Source organism: Mesorhizobium huakuii (assembly GCF_030160235.1).
Classification (GTDB): domain Bacteria; phylum Pseudomonadota; class Alphaproteobacteria; order Rhizobiales; family Rhizobiaceae; genus Mesorhizobium; species Mesorhizobium huakuii.
This window is the reverse complement of sequence record NZ_BSNY01000012.1, coordinates 369,836-387,258: the sequence shown is the minus strand read 5'-3', so window position 1 is coordinate 387,258 and position 17,423 is coordinate 369,836. Positions and strand designations below refer to the sequence as shown.

Annotated in this window: 16 protein-coding genes; 3 read left to right on the top strand and 13 right to left on the bottom strand. The window is 64.2% G+C overall.

Annotation, left to right across the window (positions count from 1 at the left end; genetic code table 11):
- Positions 1 to 8 precede the first annotated feature (8 nt).
- The gene (dhaL, locus tag QQK95_RS06595; RefSeq protein ID WP_284270112.1) at positions 9 to 653 is read left to right on the top strand and encodes a dihydroxyacetone kinase subunit DhaL; all 645 of its coding nucleotides are present in this window, start codon (positions 9 to 11) and stop codon (positions 651 to 653) included.
- Here dhaL and QQK95_RS06590 read toward each other — a convergent pair.
- Positions 648 to 2,573, bottom strand: coding sequence for an autotransporter outer membrane beta-barrel domain-containing protein (locus tag QQK95_RS06590; protein ID WP_284270110.1), 1,926 nt, complete (start codon positions 2,571 to 2,573; stop codon positions 648 to 650). The genes dhaL and QQK95_RS06590 overlap by 6 nt on opposite strands.
- A gap of 249 nt (positions 2,574 to 2,822) precedes the next feature.
- On the opposite strand from QQK95_RS06590, the gene QQK95_RS06585 reads away from it, so the two are divergent.
- On the top strand, positions 2,823 to 3,551 hold the full coding sequence (locus QQK95_RS06585; RefSeq protein WP_284270107.1) for a FadR/GntR family transcriptional regulator: 729 nt from the start codon (positions 2,823 to 2,825) through the stop codon (positions 3,549 to 3,551).
- A gap of 86 nt (positions 3,552 to 3,637) precedes the next feature.
- Here QQK95_RS06585 and derI read toward each other — a convergent pair whose 3' ends face one another.
- From derI to QQK95_RS06570, 3 genes are read right to left on the bottom strand one after another with little or no spacing between them, the layout of a single operon-like run.
- Positions 3,638 to 4,081: a D-erythrulose-4-phosphate isomerase gene (gene derI / locus QQK95_RS06580; RefSeq protein WP_096455674.1), complete on the bottom strand. Its 444-nt coding sequence runs from the start codon at positions 4,079 to 4,081 to the stop codon at positions 3,638 to 3,640.
- 27 nt (positions 4,082 to 4,108) lie between these two features.
- Positions 4,109 to 4,867: a triose-phosphate isomerase gene (locus QQK95_RS06575; protein ID WP_284270103.1), complete on the bottom strand. Its 759-nt coding sequence runs from the start codon at positions 4,865 to 4,867 to the stop codon at positions 4,109 to 4,111.
- A 48-nt stretch (positions 4,868 to 4,915) separates the two neighbouring features.
- Positions 4,916 to 5,686, bottom strand: coding sequence for a DeoR/GlpR family DNA-binding transcription regulator (locus QQK95_RS06570; protein WP_284270101.1), 771 nt, complete (start codon positions 5,684 to 5,686; stop codon positions 4,916 to 4,918).
- Between the two features lie 273 nt (positions 5,687 to 5,959).
- Between QQK95_RS06570 and fba the strand changes: the two genes are divergently transcribed.
- Positions 5,960 to 7,024 (top strand): class II fructose-bisphosphate aldolase, encoded by a 1,065-nt coding sequence (gene fba, locus QQK95_RS06565; RefSeq protein WP_095771163.1) that lies wholly within the window; start codon positions 5,960 to 5,962, stop codon positions 7,022 to 7,024.
- 64 nt (positions 7,025 to 7,088) lie between these two features.
- Here fba and QQK95_RS06560 read toward each other — a convergent pair whose 3' ends face one another.
- The 9 genes from QQK95_RS06560 to QQK95_RS06520 are packed head-to-tail and all read right to left on the bottom strand — an operon-like array spanning position 7,089 to position 17,334.
- Positions 7,089 to 8,030 carry a sugar phosphate isomerase/epimerase family protein gene (locus QQK95_RS06560; RefSeq protein WP_284270079.1) on the bottom strand — a complete coding sequence of 314 codons (942 nt, stop codon included), beginning with the start codon at positions 8,028 to 8,030 and terminating at the stop codon, positions 7,089 to 7,091.
- Between the two features lie 46 nt (positions 8,031 to 8,076).
- A complete protein-coding gene (locus QQK95_RS06555; RefSeq protein ID WP_284270077.1) occupies positions 8,077 to 9,165 on the bottom strand; it encodes a class II aldolase in 1,089 nt (362 codons plus the stop codon).
- The gene (locus QQK95_RS06550; protein WP_284270074.1) at positions 9,135 to 10,652 is read right to left on the bottom strand and encodes a glycerol-3-phosphate dehydrogenase; all 1,518 of its coding nucleotides are present in this window, start codon (positions 10,650 to 10,652) and stop codon (positions 9,135 to 9,137) included. Before QQK95_RS06550 ends, QQK95_RS06555 begins: the two co-directional genes overlap by 31 nt.
- Positions 10,653 to 10,697: 45 nt before the next feature.
- On the bottom strand, positions 10,698 to 11,738 hold the full coding sequence (locus tag QQK95_RS06545) for a 2-hydroxyacid dehydrogenase (RefSeq protein WP_284270072.1): 1,041 nt from the start codon (positions 11,736 to 11,738) through the stop codon (positions 10,698 to 10,700).
- A gap of 10 nt (positions 11,739 to 11,748) precedes the next feature.
- Entirely contained in the window at positions 11,749 to 13,302 is a 1,554-nt protein-coding gene (locus QQK95_RS06540) for an FGGY-family carbohydrate kinase (RefSeq protein WP_284270070.1), read from the bottom strand.
- Entirely contained in the window at positions 13,302 to 14,426 is a 1,125-nt protein-coding gene (locus QQK95_RS06535) for an ABC transporter ATP-binding protein (RefSeq protein ID WP_284270068.1), read from the bottom strand. The genes QQK95_RS06540 and QQK95_RS06535 overlap by 1 nt, the downstream gene beginning before the upstream one ends.
- A complete protein-coding gene (locus QQK95_RS06530) occupies positions 14,423 to 15,541 on the bottom strand; it encodes an ABC transporter ATP-binding protein (RefSeq protein ID WP_284270067.1) in 1,119 nt (372 codons plus the stop codon). The genes QQK95_RS06535 and QQK95_RS06530 overlap by 4 nt, the downstream gene beginning before the upstream one ends.
- Positions 15,542 to 15,543: 2 nt before the next feature.
- Positions 15,544 to 16,401 (bottom strand): carbohydrate ABC transporter permease, encoded by an 858-nt coding sequence (locus tag QQK95_RS06525; protein ID WP_019856823.1) that lies wholly within the window; start codon positions 16,399 to 16,401, stop codon positions 15,544 to 15,546.
- Between the two features lie 9 nt (positions 16,402 to 16,410).
- Positions 16,411 to 17,334, bottom strand: a complete 924-nt coding sequence (locus QQK95_RS06520; protein WP_199644873.1) for a carbohydrate ABC transporter permease — start codon at positions 17,332 to 17,334, stop codon at positions 16,411 to 16,413.
- Positions 17,335 to 17,423: the final 89 nt, after the last annotated feature.

Here is a 17,423-nt window from a genome sequence, read left to right as displayed (position 1 = left end):
GCAATCCAGTGACCATCGAAACCGCTGACCTGAAAAGAATGTTCGATACGATCGCGGAGGCGATCGAGGCCGACAAGGACCGGCTCTGCCAGCTCGACGGCGTCATTGGCGATGCCGACCACGGCATTGCCATGGCGCTCGGCTTCAATGCCGTGCGCGATGCGCTGGCGTCGCTCAACCTTGCGGTGACCGAGCCGACGGTGCTGCTCAACACCGCGGCGAAATCATTCCTCAATGCCGTCGGCGCGTCCTCGGGCCCACTCTATGCGACGGCCTTCATGCGCGCCGGTGCCGCCGTCAAGGGCAAGGCGGCGCTGGCGGATGCGGACTTCATCGCCCTGTTCCAGGCCATGGCACAAGGCATCAAGGATCGCGGCAAGGCGGAACCGGGCGAAAAGACGATGGTCGATGCCTGGCAACCGGCGGCCGAAGCGGCCGCCGCGGCCAGTGTAGCCGGCAAGACCTTGGCTCAGTGTCTCGAGGCGGCCCTTGCCGCCGCCGAGCGTGGGGCGGAAGCAACCAAGGACATGATCGCAGCCAAGGGCCGCTCCTCGCGGCTCGGCGAGCGATCGCTCGGGCATATCGACCCCGGCGCGGCATCGGCCGTCACCGCGATCGGCGCGATGCGCAAGGGTCTGGCTTCGGATCTATAGCTTCAGATCGAAACTGACCTTGAAGGCATGTCCCTGCGCTTCCTTGGCGATCTGCCCGGAATAGGACGCGCCGAGCGTCGCATTGGACGACAGGGAGACATCCAGTCCAGCTTCGATCGCCAGCGCGTCCCTGGCGATCGGCACACCCGAAATGGCAAAGGATGCTCCGGTATTGAAGGCCAGATTGGAAGCCGGATCGACATCGCCATAGGCGTGCTGCCAGCCCAGCATGCCGTGCAGGGCGGTCTTGGTCGTCCCTGCGTCGAACTGGGTCGAAGCGCGAACGCCAAAGGTCGAGAAGGTGTTTTCGGTCGTTGTCTTCTGTGCCGCCAGCGCCGAAGTCGCGCCCCCGGTCTCGGCGAAGCCATCGGTGTTCAGATGGACATAGGCGAGATTGGCGAAGGGTTCGAAGGCATTGCGGCCGATGTCGAACCGATAGGCCAGTTCGCTGAAAGCCTGCGCCGTCGCGGCATTGTAGTCGGCGGAGAGCTGTTCGCTGAAGGCGGGGAAGACCACGTTGCGCCTGGTCTCGATGTCATGCCAGCCATAGATCGCGCCGGCGCGGAAACCGAACTGGCCCATCTGCGTGCCGGCATAGAGACCGATATTGTAGTTGTCGCTGGAGCCGGATGAAGCACGGTCGGTGACGTCGAAGCGCGAGTGGCTGTAGCCGCCGAGCACGCCAACTCGCCAGCTTCCGACCGGTGCGTCGGCGCCACCGATGAATCCTGCCGTGTTGCGGCCGAAGGCAGCGGCATCGCCGGAGCCGTTCGCATCACCCGTCATTGCCAGTGCCTGGCTCCAGATCACGATGCCGTCGGCATTGGCGGGCGCGGCGTGGGCGCCGTCGGTGTCGATGCTGGCGGTTGTCAGGACGGGTGCGGAGACCGCATCGAAGGCAGAACGAATCCGGCTGTTGGCGGCATCCCGTGCGAAGCGGCTGTCCTCGACAAGCGCGCCATTGATATCGGCGTGGATTTCGCCGGAGAGCGCGTTTCCGTAGGGGCGCAGATAGCGATAGAAGCCGACCGCCTCAACGGTGGGGTCGCTCTCCAGCGCTTCCCGGTTGAGGATGTACATCGACCAGCCATCCTTCGTCTGGTTGAAGGAAAGCCCTTCGACTTCCTGCTCGCGACCGATGTTCAGATTGCCGAGATTCTCGACTTCGCCGGTCTTGAGGTTCGCCCGGTAGATGATCTTCTGATCATTGTCGGTCGAAAAATACATCCAGCCGTCGAGCAGCTTGCCGCCCTGTGCCTGGGAGATGGTTTGCGTCAGCGGGATGTATTCCTTGAAGCTCCAATCCGACAGGTTGTAGACCGCCAATTCGGTCGCGTTCTCATATGCCATGCCGTAGCCGAGGCCGTTCTTGGCGTCGACGGCAACCCAGCTGGCGATGTCATGGGTGCCATGGGGCGGGTTGAGCGAAAAGGCCTGGCCGGTATAGCTCATGTCGCTGGCGCAGAAGACCGCGAAAACCGGGTGGTCATATTTGCCGCCGGTAATCGGGTCGCGCTTGCTCGTGTCAAGTGAGATGTAGAGAAGCCCGTCGGCATAGTCGATGTCGCCAATATGGTTCAGCCCCATGCTGGAAAATTCAGACGGAAGCTGGAGAGCAAGCGGAATGGCAGGCGCGACACGCAGGTCCGGATCGTAGTTCTTGTCGGTGCGCTCGAGAATATTGGTGCCAGAGAAGTACCAGTTTGTGCCATCGGTGGTCACGCCCTGCTGCTTCGCAGTTATCGCGTCGCCGGTGAAGGTCGTCTTCTCGACCATGATCCAGGGCTCGACGGCGAGTGCCGGCACCGATGTCATGGCAAGCGCGCTGGACACGAAGATGCAGGAGCTTATGGGTTTCGGAAGGCGAGCCGTTCCCTTCCGGGCGGCTTTGCTGGCGTGATCGATCATCTTGGGAGACATTTCTGGCGCGTTCCTGTTGGTGTTTATGATCGACGGCTCGACGCGCACGACATCGACCAACGACGGTGGCGGCCGTCGGCGATGGCAAGACTCGAGATTTCGTGGTTCTTCGGGTGCTATCTGCGCTGTGGTTCGTCGATCGCTCTGGCGGGGAGTTCAACGATGTGCTCACTAGAATGAGCACGTGACAATCATATGAATAATGGGAATAGTATGAAGAATTCAGCAGCCCATTCCAGGGCATCCCGGATGACGTCGCGCATGGCAGGCTCGTCGCATTCCGGCCTCCACGCAAGGCTGCTCAACGAAATCGGCCTCAGCATCGTGCGCGGCGAATTGATCCCGGGCGACCAGTTACCGAACGGCGACGATTGGAGCGCTTCCTATGGCGCGAGCCGCACCGGCCTGCGGGAAGTCGTCAAGGTGCTGGCGGGCAAGGGCATGGTGGAAATGCGCCCCCGGACCGGAACCAGGGTGCGCCCGCGCAAGGACTGGAATTTCCTCGACCCGGATGTGCTCTTGTGGCGTTTCGGCTCGAGAACGACGGCCGAGGAGGCGCGCTCCCTGTTCGAACTGCGCCGCGCGATCGAGCCGACGGCCGGGGCCCTGGCGGCGGAGCGCGCCAGCCCGGAGCAGATCGCCGAATTGCGGGCACTCCTCGAAGAGATGGAACAGGCCGGCGATGACGGCGAACGCTTCGCGGTACCGGATCTGGCCTTCCACCAGGCGATCCTGCATATGTCGGGCAATGAGCTGATCGGTTCGCTGGCGGCCTTGATCGAGACGGCACTGGTGATCAGCTTCCGGCTTTCGGACGACAATCCAGACGGTCAGCGCCACTCGCTCAGCCTGCACCGGCAGATTGTCGAGAACATCGAAAAGCGCGACCCGGCAGCCACCAGCAAGGTGCTGATCGACCTGCTGGACGGCGCGGAAGAGGACGTGCGGCGTTCCCTCGCGGCCAGGCTCGGCAGGTAGAAGTAGCGCCGGCATCGTCGCCCACGGCATTCCGGCCCGGTACGCCGGGGTTTTCTCAGCCTATGCCACAGGCTCGCCTGCGCGGATCATGCGGGTTTTGCCGCGTCGAGCCTGTTGATCGCCTGGACATTGCCGGCCGAGGGACCTTGTTCGTCGAACTCGGAGGCGAGCCACGTATCGACGATCGCCTTGGCCAGTTCCGGGCCGATGACACGGGCGCCCATGGTGATTATCTGCGCGTTGTTGGATTTCGCCGCGCGCTCGGCCGAATAGGTGTCGTGGGTGAGTGCGGCGCGGATGCCCGGTACCTTGTTGGCAGAGATCGAGACGCCGATGCCGGTGCCGCAGAACAGGATGCCGCGATCGTTCTCGCCGTCGATGATGGTCTGGGCGAGTTTTTGCGACAGGTCGGCATAATAGCCGGCCTGGCTGAGATCGCTGACCGTCAGGCCGGATTTGGTGGCAAGGTGCGCGGCGATGACATCGAGCAGCGGTTTGCCGGCGCTGTCGGCTCCGATGGCTATTTTCATGTTTTTCCCTTTCCGGTTCGGATGGTTTCAGATCGCCGCCGAGGCGCGGCCGAGAATGTCGATGTAGCCGTCCGCCTGCCAGGCGGAGCGGCCGATGAAGAGGCCGTCTATATTGGGCTGGCCGACCAGTTCGGCGGCATTGCCGGGATTGACGCTGCCGCCATAAAGCACCGGCGGCACCGACGGAAGCAGGCCGCCGGCCACTGTCTTGATCAATGCCTGCTGCTTGTCGGCATAGTCGGCGCTGGCCGGAATGCCCTTGTCGCCGATCGCCCAGACCGGCTCGTAGGCGAACAGGATTTTCGCGCCCCTCGCCTCGCCTTCAAGGAATTGCAGCGCGCCCTCGACCTGGGCGCTCAGCACGGCACCGGCCTTGCCACTTTCACGCTCGCCCAGCGTCTCGCCGACACAGATCAGCGGGATCAACCCGTGCTTCACGGCGGCCGCCGTCTTCAGGCCAACCGTACGGTCGGTCTCGCCAAAGTGCTCGCGCCGTTCGCTGTGGCCGAGTTCGACCAGATCGAGCCCGCAATCCCTCAGCATCAACGGCGAGATTTCGCCGGTCCAGGCGCCGGCATCGGCCCAATGCATGTTCTGGGCGCCGACCTTGACGCGCGTCGACGACAGCGCCCGCTTGACCTCGCGCACGGCGGTGAAAGGCGGGATGACGAAAGGCTGGATGCGGTCATCGAAACCGGGAATGAAGCCGGCCAGGCGCTCCGCGAAATCCAGCGCCTCGGCGAGCGTCTTGTTCATCTTCCAGCTTGTACCGACCCAGTAGACCACGCGTACTGCTCCTTACCTCTGTTGATCACGATCCGCGGATTTTCGGGATCATGATCCCTTGTCGATCACCGTCAGCGAAACGCCGGCGGCATCCAGTGCCGCGCGCACGCCCGGTTCGGGCGCGCGGCCGGTGAAGACCGTGTCGAATGCGCTGAGATCGGTCAGGAAGTGCAGCGCCGTGCGGCCGAACTTGCCGTGATCGACCAGCAGATATTTGCGGGTCGCCGCCGCCATCATCAGCCGCTTGGCCTGCACCACCTCCTGGTCCTGGTGGAAGGCGCAAGCGCCATGGATGGCCGAAGATGACAGGAAGGCGATGTCGGCGCGCAGTGATTTGAGCGAAGCCTCGGCCAGCAGGCCGAAGAAGCCGTGGAACTTCTTGCTGTATTGGCCGCCGAGCGCGATCAGGTTGATCCCTCCGGCGCCGGCCAGTTCCTGGATGACGGCCAGATTGTTGGAGATCACGGTCAGCGGCCGCAGGTCGGCGAGATGGCGCGCAATGCCGCCCGCCGTCGAGCCGTCATCGATGATCACCGTCTGGCCGGGTTCGATAATGGCCACGGCGGCCGCGGCCAGGCGCTGCTTTTCCTCGGTCGCCTGCTTCTGCCGGTAGCGGAAATCGCTTTCGAACAGGCTGCTCGGCTGGATCGAGGCGCCGCCGCGCACCTTGCGCAGGAAACCGCTTTCCTCGAGCTCGTCGAGGTCGCGGTGCACGGTCATCTTCGACACGCCAAAGCGCAAGGCGAGGTCATCGACGCCGGCCTGACCGGCGTCCATCAGGAACTCCATAATGCCTTGCCGCCTGATATCGCTCTTCATTGCCGCTGACCGCCAACGCCTAACCGTGGCTCCTTGATCGAGCGCAAGATATAACAGCTTCCGTCGCAAAAGTATCAAATATTTTGTGATAATGAGACAAATCTTTGGGATATTCCGCTTGCCCTGATCGCGGCGCTGTAACAAGAATTGCTGCTCAGACGGGCTGTGACGGTTGCGGTTGCGCGGAAATCCGGCCAGAAGCATCGGTGGGCTGGACGATGCGCGGACAGTCCGCAACCACCAGGTTTGAAACCAGATACGGGAGACTATTCGTTGGCTCGCATCACACTGAGACAATTGCTCGATCACGCCGCCGAATACGGCTATGGCGTGCCGGCCTTCAACATGAACAACATGGAACAGGGCCTCGCCATCATGGAGGCGGCGGAAGAGACCAAATCGCCTGTCATCCTGCAGGCAAGCCGCGGTGCGCGTGCCTATGCCAATGACGTGGTGCTGGCCAAGCTGATCGACGCGCTGGTCGAGATCCATCCCGACATCCCGGTCTGCATGCATCTCGACCATGGCAACAACGAAGCCACCTGCGTCACCGCGATCCAGTACGGCTTCACCTCGGTGATGATGGACGGTTCGCTGAAGGAAGACGGCAAGTCGCCGGCCGACTACGCCTACAATTCGGGCATCACCAAGCGCGTCGTCGACATGGCGCATTGGGGTGGCGTGTCCGTGGAAGGCGAGATCGGCGTGCTCGGTTCGCTGGAGAGCGGCGGCGGCGAGCAGGAAGACGGCCATGGCGTCGAGGGCGCGATCAGCCACGACCAGCTTCTGACCGACCCGGTGCAGGCCGAACAGTTCGTGCGCGACACCCATGTCGATGCGCTGGCGGTGGCCATGGGCACCAGCCACGGTGCCTATAAATTCTCGCGCAAGCCGGACGGCGCGGTGCTGGCGATGAACGTCATCGAGGAGATCCATCGCCGCCTGCCCAACATGCATCTGGTCATGCATGGCTCGTCCTCGGTGCCGGAGGACCTACAGGAGATCATCAACAAATATGGCGGCCAGATGAAGCCGACCTGGGGCGTGCCGGTGGAAGAGATCCAGCGCGGCATCAAGCATGGCGTGCGCAAGATCAACATCGACACCGACAACCGCATGGCGCTGACCGGCGCGATCCGCAAGGTGCTGACGGAAAACCCCAGCGAGTTCGACCCGCGCAAATATCTGACGCCGGCAATGGCGGCGATGCGCAAGCTCTGCAAGGAGCGGTTCGAGCAGTTCGGCACCGCCGGCAACGCACCGAAGATCAAGCCGCTGCCGGTTTCGGAAATGGCCAAGCGCTACAAGTCGGGCAGTCTCGACCCGAAGTTCGGCTGAGTTCGGTCGACTTCAAATCTGTAGACTTCAACGGGCAGGAGCCGCATCGGCCCCTGCCCGTCTTTCATCCGGCCTTTGGCAGGAGATCGGACCTGCCCGTCTCGATGAACGGCGCCCAGTAGTCGACGGACTCGCGGATCATGGCGACGACCTGATGGTCTACCGGCTCGCGCTCGCGGAACGACAGTTCGAGGCAGATCTCGTTGTCGGTGCCGCCGCCGCGCCGCACCGTGTCCAGCAGCTTTTCAGGCGTGATGCGGCCATCCTTGTTGTAGGCTGATGTGAACGGCCAATGGCCGCCCTTGTTCATCGACGACTGCTTGATGTGGATGATCGGCGATTTCCTGGGAAAGGCTTCCGCCCAGGCGTAGGGGTCGATGTCGACAGGATCGCTTGAAGTGACGTCACCATGGTCGATATCGACCATCATCTCCAGAGGGATCGCCATGCCGGCGGCGTCGATCCTGTTCTGCAGCATCCGGCAATTCTCGATGGTGTGGCCGAACTCGCGGCCAACCGACATCGGCTCCCAGAACAAATAGGTCAGGCCAGCCGCCCTGGCGTGCTCGGCGACCTCGCGCCAGCAGTCCAGCGCGATGTCGAACAGCCGATCGCGGCGCTCGGGGTCGTCAAAGTCGCGATGGGTGAAGATGGCGAATTGCGTGCCCATGCCGCTGGCACCGAGCTCGGCCGAGATATCGGCAAAGGTCTTGAACCAGTCGACATAGTAGCGCCGCACATCGGCATCGGGGTGACCGAAATGATTGAGCCGGCCGTAAGGACCGGTCATGCCGGACGTGACACGGACGCCGGTGCGGGCGAGCGCGCCGCGAAACAAGCGGACGAATTTGACGATCGTCGCAGCCGGCCAGCCGGGATTGACGAACTCATGCGTGAGCTGCACGTCCCTTATGCCGATGTCATGGGCGATGGTGTCGATCAGGTCGTCCGGATCGGCGAAGCGGTTCACCAGCGGATTGGTGTTGAGCGAGAGCTTGAAGGCCAACGCTATCCCTCCCGGCGCCACGGCACGACAGTGGAGCGGAACGCCGTCATTGCAGCGTCACCCCCTCGCGGTTGAGCTGCTGGCGGTATTTCTCGGCGTCCCAGTTCAGCAACTCGGCATTCTCCTTCGGGCTGAGATAGTTGACGCGCGCCGCGCCATCGACGCGCGCGACGACGTCGGAGAGACAACGCGCCATCGCTTCGGCGCCGGCATTGGCATCCCGGCGCATCAGTACGCCCTTGCCGGGAAAGAGGATGGATGTCGGCGCGGAACCAGTGCGGGCCACGACCGCCGCCGCGTTCTCGCCGGGGCCGGCGATCACCGAGCCGACGCCGAGGAAGATCACATGATCCGGGTAGAGGCTGCCGGAGGCGGCGATGCGGCAACTGGCGAGATCAGTCGCGACGGCATGCGCGGCGACCGAGGCCGGCAGCCGGTAGTCGCTGCCGGCGGCGAGCCTCAACAGCGCATCGAGATCGGGCAACGGCGACGGTCGAGGCGGCCGCGCGAGCAGCCCGGTCACCCTCTGCAGCAGCAAGGCCGCTTCGGCGACCGTGTCGGCGGCAACCACCAGGCCGTGATTGCCAAGCACGAGCACGTTGGTCGCGGGCTTCAGCCGCTCGGAGATCGCCTGCGCAAGCGGCAGGCCGGGGCGACGATAGGGCACGAAGGCCCACTCGAGGCCGCGCAGGCGCTCCTCCAGCAGGGCTTCGGCATTGGCCTGCACGGCGATCGAGATCGTCTCGACGCAATGGACGTGGACCACGATCTTCTGCGGCAGCAGCGCATGCACCGTGGTCTCGATGGAGGGCCGCAACTGGCGGGGGTTGAGGTCCACCAGAGTGAACTGCCCGGCCGTCTCCGCCGCCGGGCTGCGATGCGCCACGGCATCCAGCAACGGCGCCAGCGCGACCGGCACCATGATCTCGTCGTCGCGTGCGTTCTTCAGCCAGGTGCCCGACGCCTTTATCCACAGCACGCCCGCCTGTTTGATGGAGGTGTTGCCGCCGGCCCCCTGAACCAGCAGCGGGTCGGCGCCGATGCTGGCGGACAAGGAGCGCAGCATGCGGAATTCGCTGGCGCCGGTATCGACGGGATGGACCATCAGCCTGCCCTCGCCAGCCGGTTCGCGCACCAATGCTCGAAGGCCGCCCTCTCCTCGGCGGACAGATGCAGGCCGTGCTTGGTGCGCCGCTCCAGAACATCGGCTGACGTCACGGCCCATTCCCGGTCGAAGAGATAGTTAGCCTCTCGCTCGAAGAAATCCCTGCCGAAGCAGCGGCCGAGTTCATCAAGCGAATGCGCCGCGCCAATCAAAGCTCGCGTCCTTGTGCCGTAGAGCCGGCCGTAATGCTTCAGCAGCGATGCCGGCATCCATGGATATTCGCCACCGAGATCGCCGAGAAACTGTTCGAAATCGGCATTGGCGATATCGCCGCCGGGCAAATGCGCCTTCGCGGTCCACGGCTTGCCCATTTTGGGAAAGAATGGGGCGATCCTGTCCAGCGCATGCTCGGCCAGTTTGCGGAAGGTGGTGATCTTGCCGCCGAAGACGGAGAGCAGCGGCGCCTGCGCGTCCGGCGCGTCGAGCTCGAAAATATAGTCGCGTGTCACAGCGCTGGGGTTGTCGGCATTGTCGTCATAAAGCGGCCGGACGCCGGAGAAGGAATAAACGACATCGCCGCGCGCCAGGCCGCGCTTGAAATAGCGGTTGACCACCCTGATCAGATAATCGATCTCGCTCTCATCCGCGGCCACGTCCTCGGGCCGGCCCTCATAAGGGATGTCGGTGGTGCCGATCAGAGCGAGATCGTTCTGATAGGGATTGATGAAGATCACGCGCTTGTCGCTGTTCTGGATGAGATAGGCCTGCCGCCCTTCCCAGAATTTCGGCACGACGATGTGGCTGCCCTTGACCAGGCGCACATTGCGCCTGGAGTTCTGGCCGGCAACGCGGTTGACGATGTCGTTGACCCAGGGGCCGGCGGCATTGATCAACGCACGGGCCCGAACCACCGTCCGGATACCCGTCCTGCCGTCCTGCACCTCGACAACCCACAGGCCGTTCTCGCGGCGGGCGGCGGTGCAGGCGGTGCGGGTGAAAACCCTGGCGCCGCGCTCGGCGGCGTCGAGCGCATTGATGACGACGAGGCGGGCATCGTCGACCCAGCAGTCGGAATATTCGAAGCCGCGCTTGAAGGCATCCTTGATCGGCGCGCCCTCGGGAGCGGTGCGCAGGTCGAGCGTGCGGGTCGCCGGCAGCCGCTTGCGGCCGCCGAGATGGTCGTAGAGGAACAGGCCGAGCCGCACCAGCCATGCCGGACGGTCGTCAGGGCTGTGCGGCAGCACGAAGCGCATCGGCCAGATGATGTGCGGCGCCGATTCCAGCAGCACCTCGCGCTCGATCAGCGCCTCCCGCACCAGGCGGAACTCGTAATATTCGAGATAGCGCAAGCCGCCATGGACGAGCTTGCCAGAGCGCGAACTGGTGCCTTCGGCAAGATCGTCCTTTTCGCACAGGATGACGGAAAGGCCACGGCCGGCGGCGTCGCGCGCGATGCCGGCGCCATTGACGCCGCCGCCGATGACGAAGAGGTCGACGATTTCAGGGCCGCCGTTCATGTCGCCTTGGCCTCGATGCCGGTTTGATGCGTCATGGCCATTGCCTCAGCACGGATTGACCGGAGGCAGGCCGGCGAGGTAGCGGCGCACCTCTTCGGCGGCCTGTTCGGCCGCATAGGTGACGGTGCGCACCGAAGCGCCGGCAATGTGCGGCGTCAGTGTCACATTGGGAAGCAGCAGCAAGGGCCAGTCCGACGGCACCGGCTCGATCGCGAAGGTCTCCAGCATGGCGCTGGCGATCTGGCCTGAAACCAGCGCCTCGTAGAGCGCATCATAGTCGACCAGCGGCCCGCGCGCGGTGTTGATGAGAATCACGCCCGGTTTCATCCGCGCGATGGTGTCCTGGCCGATCAGGCCGCGCGTCTCCTCGGTCACCCGGGGATGCAGCGTGACCACGTCGGAGCGGACGAGGAGATTGTCCAGCGAGACGAGTTCGACACCGGCATTACGGTCGTCGGCGCTCAACTGCACATAGGGGTCGCAAACCAGGACGTGGCAGCCGAAGGCGCGCAGCAGGCGCACCACTTTCGTGCCGATATTGCCATAGCCGATAACGCCGACTGTCATTTCGCTGAGCTCACGGCCGGTGCGGTCGGCGCGGTAGAGGTCGCCGCGCCATTCGCCCTTGCGCAAGGCCTCGTGACCGACCCGGATCAGCCGCGTCTCTGCAAGGATCGCGCCGATGGTGAACTCCGCCACCGCGGTGGCGTTGCGGCCGGGCACGTTGACCACGGTGATGCCGTGCGCCCTGGCGGCGGCCATGTCGATGTTGATCGGCCCGCCGCGCGAAACCGCCACCAGCTTAAGCGTCGGCAAGCGCCGCATCATGGCCTCCGACAGCGGCGCCAGCTGGGTGACGAGGATTTCGGCATCGCCGATGAAATCGACGACTTCGTCCGGATGGCCGAAATACTCCTTGACCTTGTCGAGCCCCAACGCCGGATTGCCGAATTCCATCGGCTCGTCGGGCCAGGTGGTCTGCAATGTCCTGATGTCGAGGTCGCCAGTCGCAACCTTCTCGATTTTGGCGCGAAACACCTCCGGGAGCATGAAGTTGTCGCCAATGATCGCTATTTTCTTACGCATACTCGACTTCTCAATTTGCCTGCGATCCCGCCATTGCGCGCCAGACCGGCCGCAATGCCTGATGCGCCAACATGTAGGACGGGGCCATCTTGTCGTAGATCGCGGCGAGGTTCCGGTCACTCGGCTCGGCCTCGCCAAGCAGCGGCGTCACCCATTCGCCGACGCATTCGTCCATGGACGGGTAGAGACCGACGCAGACAGCGGCGATCATCGCCGCGCCTGCTGCTCCCGCCTCCTCGCGCGCGCTGGTGCGGATGTCGGCGCCCAGCGCCGCCCCCAGGATCTTGCGCAGCGCCGGGCTTCTGGCGGCGCCGCCGGTGAGACGGACTTCGCGCGGCAGCGGCCCCATGGCGGCGTAGCAGTCGCGCGCCGCGAAGGCCAAGCCCTCGAAGACGGCGCGGATGAGGTCGGGATAACCATGCCGCGAGGAAATGCCGACGAACCCCGCCCGGGCGTTGGCGTCGACGAACGGGCCTCGCTCACCGGCTTCCGACACATAGGGCTGATAGAGCAAAGAGGCCGGCTGTGCGGCGGCTATCCAGGCATCGACCAGCGCGATCATCTCGCCATTGCTGCGCGAAATGCCTTGCGAGGCGAGAATGCCGGAGGCAAGCCCCAGCACCCAGTCGATGTTGAGCGTCGCCGCCAGGTTCGACTGCATCTGCGCGAACACGCCTGGCGCCGGCATCGCCATCGTATAGCCGGTCGCCGCTTCGTTGAGCTGGACATCGTCGGGGGTTTCGGCCAGCCGCATATGCATGCCGGTGGAGCCGATGATCGAACAGCCGGGCCTGCGCTCGCGGTCGAGCAGGCCGGCGCCGAGCGCGGTGCAGACGACGTCGACATAGCCGAGCACGACAGGCGTGCCGGCCAGCATGCCGGTTGCGTCGGCTGCTGCCTGCGACAGCCCGGTGCTGTGCCTGGTGCCATCGACGATCGGCGGCAGCAGATGCCTGAGATCGGGAACGCCGAGCACGTCGAGCACATCGTCGCTGTAGTCGCGGGTGTGGAAATCGCCGAAGGTGAAGGTGCCCTCCGACGGATCGGTGGCGCGTTCGCCGGTCAGCTTGAAATAGAGCCAGTCCTTGCAGTGGAAGGCGGTTGCCGCCTTGCCGAGCATTGCGGGCATGGTTCGCTTCATGAAGACGAATTGCGAGCCCTGCTGGCAGGCGGCGAGCCCGCTGCCGGTCTTCTCGAAGCGAAGCCGGTCCTCGGGGCGCGCGCGGATCTCCTCGACGACGGCCGCGGCGCGCGCATCGAGCCAGAGCCAGCCCTTGGCGACCGGCTCGCCCTTGGCGTCGATCAGCCAGGTGCCGTCACCTTGCCCGGTCACCGCGATCGCCACCGTCCGGCTGGCAAGATCGGGCACCTTGTCGGCGAGCTGGCGCAAGGTCGTTGCGGCATCGCTCCATGTTCGCGCCAGATCCTGTTCGGCGCCGCCGCCCGGCAGCGTTTCATAGTGGTTCGGGAGTGCCGCGGCGGCAATCTGCCGGCCCGACGTGTCGAAGGCGATGGACTTGATGACGGAGGTGCCGGCGTCGATGCCGATCAGTATGTCACGCATCAGGCAAGCTCCATGCCGTGCGAAATCGCCTTGCCGCTCGCCTGATCAAAGACATGCAGGTTCTTCGGATCGATGCTGACATTGATCGGCGCGCCAAGGTCGAGGCGGGTGCGGTCATGTTCGACCAGGACCAGCGAACCGCCGGCAAAATCCGCCGCGATATGCGTCTGGTCGCCAAGCCATTGATTGGCCGAAACCCTGGCGGGAACACCCTCCCTCGAACGCCGGACCGCGTAGGGCCTGATGCCGATCACCACCCGCTCGCGGCTGAGCAATTGATCGCGAACCGGTGCGCTGAAGGCGTCCTTGTCGTAGTCGAGCGACAGGCCGTCGGGCAGCTTGAGATTGATGCGGCCGGCGGCTGTCGCGACATAGGCCTCGAAGACGTTCATCGGCGGCTCGCCGACAAAGGTGCCGGTGAACAGGTTCGCCGGTCGCTCCTTGATCCGCTCCGGCGTGTCGAACTGCTGCAGCACACCGCCTTCCATCACGGCGATGCGGTCGGCAAGCGCATTGGCCTCGGTCTGGTCGTGGGTGACCAGGATCGCGGTCAGGCCGCGCTCCTTGATGAAATGCTTGATGCGGCCGCGCAGCACGGCGCGCAACTGCGGTTCGAGCTGCCCCATCGGCTCGTCCAGCAGATGCAGGTCGGCCTCGCGGATCAGTGCCCGGCCCAGGCTGGCGCGCTGCTGCTGGCCGCCGGAAATCGAGCTTGGATAGCGCTCCAATATGTCCTCGATCTCGAGCAATTTGGCGATGCTGGCGACCTTGGCGTCGACCTCGCTCTTCGGCAGCCTTGCCGCCTTCAGCGCGAAAGCCATGTTCTCGCGCACGGTCAGCGGCGGATAGAGCGAGTAGCCTTCGAAGGCCATCGCCACATTGCGTTTGACCGGCGGCAAGGTGTGCACCTGACGGCCACCGACTGAGATGGCGCCGCGCGACACCTCCTCGAAACCGGCAATCATGCGCAGCGTCGATGTCTTGCCGCAACCGGAGGAGCCAAGCAGGGCGACGATCTCGCCCTTGCCGATTTCCATCGTCAGGTTCTTGACCGCGTGAACGCCGCGATCGATCGGGCCGTAAAACTTGTCGACACCTGATATGGTGAGCGCGCTCAGGCTCATGCCGCTTCTCCATTGCGCAAGGCGACGACGTTCTTGGAACCGATGCGGTCGCCGGTGGCGTGATCAAACAGCAAGGCGCTCTTGCCGTCGACGGCGATATGGGCCTTGCCCTCGCTGCGGCCCGGCGTTCCGGCCGGGCGCGAAACCAGGATCTCGCGGCCGCGCACGGTGCGCACCAGCGTGACGATCTTTTCGTTGAGCGGCGTCTCGGCCTCGACCGTCACCGGAATGGCACCCGGGATGCCCTCCTCGACGAAACTCAGCGCTTCGGGCCGCAGGCCGATCACGCAATCGCGGCCGACCGCCGTCTCATAGGCGCCGGCCAGATGGACCTGGACGTTGGACAGGCCGACATAAATCCCCCTGGTATCCCGCGCGGGCTTGACGTCGAGCAGGTTGATGGTGGGGTCGCCAAACAGCCGCGCGATCTCGATATTGGCCGGTTCGCGATAGATCTGCTCGGGCGTGCCGAGCTGTCGGATGACGCCTTGCGACATCACCGCGATGCGGTCGCCGAGCGCCATGGCTTCCTTGTAGTCCTGGGTGACATAGACGACGGTGGCGCCGCGATCGGCAAGCAGGCGCGGCAGTTCGAGCCGCATCTCGAAGCGCAGCTTGGCGTCGACATTGCGCAAGGGATCGTCGAGCAGCAGCAGCGGCGGCGAGCCGACCAGCGCGCGGGCAAGTGCCGTGCGCTGCTTCTGGCCGTTGGAGAGCGCGCGCGGCTTGTGGGAGAGCACATGGGCGATCTTCAACAGCTTGGCGACGCTCTCGACACCGGCCTTGATCGCACCTTGCGAGGAACGCTTGGCCTCCAAGGGCGTCGCGATGTTGTCGAAGGCACTCATATGCGGAAACAGCGCGAAATTCTGAAACGCCATGCCGACGCCGCGGAATTCCGCGTCGACATCGGTCATGTCGTCACCGCCGATGAAGATCTTGCCCTCATCGGGATCGATGACGCCGGCGACAAGGCGCAACAGCACCGTCTTGCCGGCGCCGGACGGGCCGAACAGCACGAGGGTTTCGCCATCGGCGACCGTCAGCGACAGATTGTCGAGGACGGTCTGGCTCTTGTAGCGCTTGACGATGTTTTTGAGTTCGAGGCTGGCCATGTCTATCCTTTCACCGCGCCAAGCGAGAGGCCTTCGACGAGATAGCGCTGCGCATAGAGGGCGAGCGCCAGCGTCGGCGTGATCGAAAGCACGATGGCCGCCGAGATCTGGCCGTACTGGATGCCCGAGGAGGTGATGAAGGCAAGCGCGCCGACCGTCACCGGCTGCTTGTCGGCCGAGGCCAGCACCAGGGCGAAGACGAAATTGTTCCAGGCGAAAATGAAGGCGAGCAGGCCGGCGGCGGCGATGCCGGGGCCGGCGAGCGGCAGCGCGATCTTGCGGAAGGTGGCGAACCAGGAATGGCCGCCGATGCGGTAGGCATATTCGATGTCGGCCGGGATATCCTCGAAATAGCCGCGCACGATCCACAGGATCAGCGGCAGGCAGATCAGCTGGTAGACCCAGATCAGCCCGATATAGGTGTTGGCGAGCCCGAGTTTCTGGAAATAGAGGGTCAGCGGCAGCAGCACCAGCAGCGCCGGCGCGAACTTGAACGACAGGAGCGTGAAGGCGATGTCCTCGGAGCCGCGGAATTTGTGGCGCGCGAAGGCGTAGGCCGCCGGCACGCCGAGCAGCAGCGAGACCGCCACCGAGGTCACCGACAGGAACACCGAATTCCCGAGGTTGCGCATGAAGGCGATGTCGAGCGTGCCGGCGGCGGTCATCAGCTTGCCGGTGATCAGCGCCGTGTAATTGGCGAGCGTCGGCTCGAAGATCAGCTGCGGCGGAATGCGCAGGATCGTCTCATTGGTTTGGAACGACATCATGAAGATCCAGACGATCGGGAACATGAAGAAGATCACGACCAGCGTCAGGGCTATGCCACGCAGGATGCGCTCGAGAAGCGAGGTATGTTCCATCCCGGCCTCCTATGCCTGCCCACGGGCGCGTTCGCGCAGCCGCAGCCAGTTCTTGATGAAGATGTTGGAGAGGAAATAGGTGATCGCCCACAGGATGATCATCAGCGCCGCCGAGCGGCCGACATTGGTCGACTGGAAGAAGTTGAGATAGGCCTCGACCTGAAAGACGGTCAGCGTGTCGCCCGGGCCACCTTGGGTCATGGCGTAGATGATATCGAACTGCTGGATGGAATCGAGCAGCCGGAACAAGGTCGCCGTGAGGATGTATGGCGTCAGCATCGGCAGTGTGATGCGGAAGAAGACGAAGCTTCGCGGCACGCCATCCAGCGCCGCCGCCTCGAAGGGCTGCGTCGGCAGGCTGCGCAGGCCGGCGAGCAGCAGGATCATGATGAAGGGCGTGTAGACCCAGATGTCGACAAGCACGACGGTGAACAGCGCCGTCGACGGCGACGACGCCCAGCGGAAGTCCTGCAACCCGATGAGGCTGGCGAGATAGCTGAGCACGCCGAAGCCGGGATTGGTCATCAGCTTCCACATCAGCGCGGCAAGCGCCGGTGCCGTCATCAGCGGCATCAACAGCATGATCGAGATGAAGTTGTTCAGCGTCGAGCGCTTCTGCAGCAGCAAGGCGATGGCGAGGCCGAGAAGCAGTTCCAGCACGACGGTGGTGCCGGCATAGAGCAGCGACACCTCGAGCGTGTTCCAGAATTTCGGATCGGTGAAGAAGGAGATGTAGTTGTCGCCCCAGTTGAACTGCCGCGCCCAGGGCTGGCTAAGCCGGTAGCGCTGGAAGGAATAGACGACCGAGGTGAGGAACGGGATCAGGATGCCGATGCAGACGAGCAAGGCCGGCAGGCTGAGCACATAGGGCAACACCCGCTTGCTGATCCTGAAGCCGGATGGCTTGGGCCTTTGCGATACCACCGCAGTCATCGAGCTGCTCCGTTGTTGCTGTCGCTTCGCCCTGCCGGCCGCCCAAGGGAGCAAGGCGACCGGTCGGGCGAAATAGCGGCCGCCTTCCG

Excerpts from the sequence above, each read along its gene's own strand:
- QQK95_RS06590 (WP_284270110.1), bottom strand. The coding sequence starts at position 2,573 with ATGTCTCCCAAGATGATCGATCACGCCAGCAAAGCCGCCCGGAAGGGA.
- QQK95_RS06585 (WP_284270107.1), top strand. The coding sequence starts at position 2,823 with ATGACGTCGCGCATGGCAGGCTCGTCGCATTCCGGCCTCCACGCAAGG.
- derI (WP_096455674.1), bottom strand. The coding sequence starts at position 4,081 with ATGAAAATAGCCATCGGAGCCGACAGCGCCGGCAAACCGCTGCTCGAT.
- QQK95_RS06570 (WP_284270101.1), bottom strand. The coding sequence starts at position 5,686 with ATGAAGAGCGATATCAGGCGGCAAGGCATTATGGAGTTCCTGATGGAC.
- QQK95_RS06550 (WP_284270074.1), bottom strand. The coding sequence starts at position 10,652 with ATGAACGGCGGCCCTGAAATCGTCGACCTCTTCGTCATCGGCGGCGGC.
- QQK95_RS06545 (WP_284270072.1), bottom strand. The coding sequence starts at position 11,738 with ATGCGTAAGAAAATAGCGATCATTGGCGACAACTTCATGCTCCCGGAG.
- QQK95_RS06540 (WP_284270070.1), bottom strand. The coding sequence starts at position 13,302 with ATGCGTGACATACTGATCGGCATCGACGCCGGCACCTCCGTCATCAAG.
- QQK95_RS06535 (WP_284270068.1), bottom strand. The coding sequence starts at position 14,426 with ATGAGCCTGAGCGCGCTCACCATATCAGGTGTCGACAAGTTTTACGGC.
- QQK95_RS06530 (WP_284270067.1), bottom strand. The coding sequence starts at position 15,541 with ATGGCCAGCCTCGAACTCAAAAACATCGTCAAGCGCTACAAGAGCCAG.
- QQK95_RS06525 (WP_019856823.1), bottom strand. The coding sequence starts at position 16,401 with ATGGAACATACCTCGCTTCTCGAGCGCATCCTGCGTGGCATAGCCCTG.
- QQK95_RS06520 (WP_199644873.1), bottom strand. The coding sequence starts at position 17,334 with ATGACTGCGGTGGTATCGCAAAGGCCCAAGCCATCCGGCTTCAGGATC.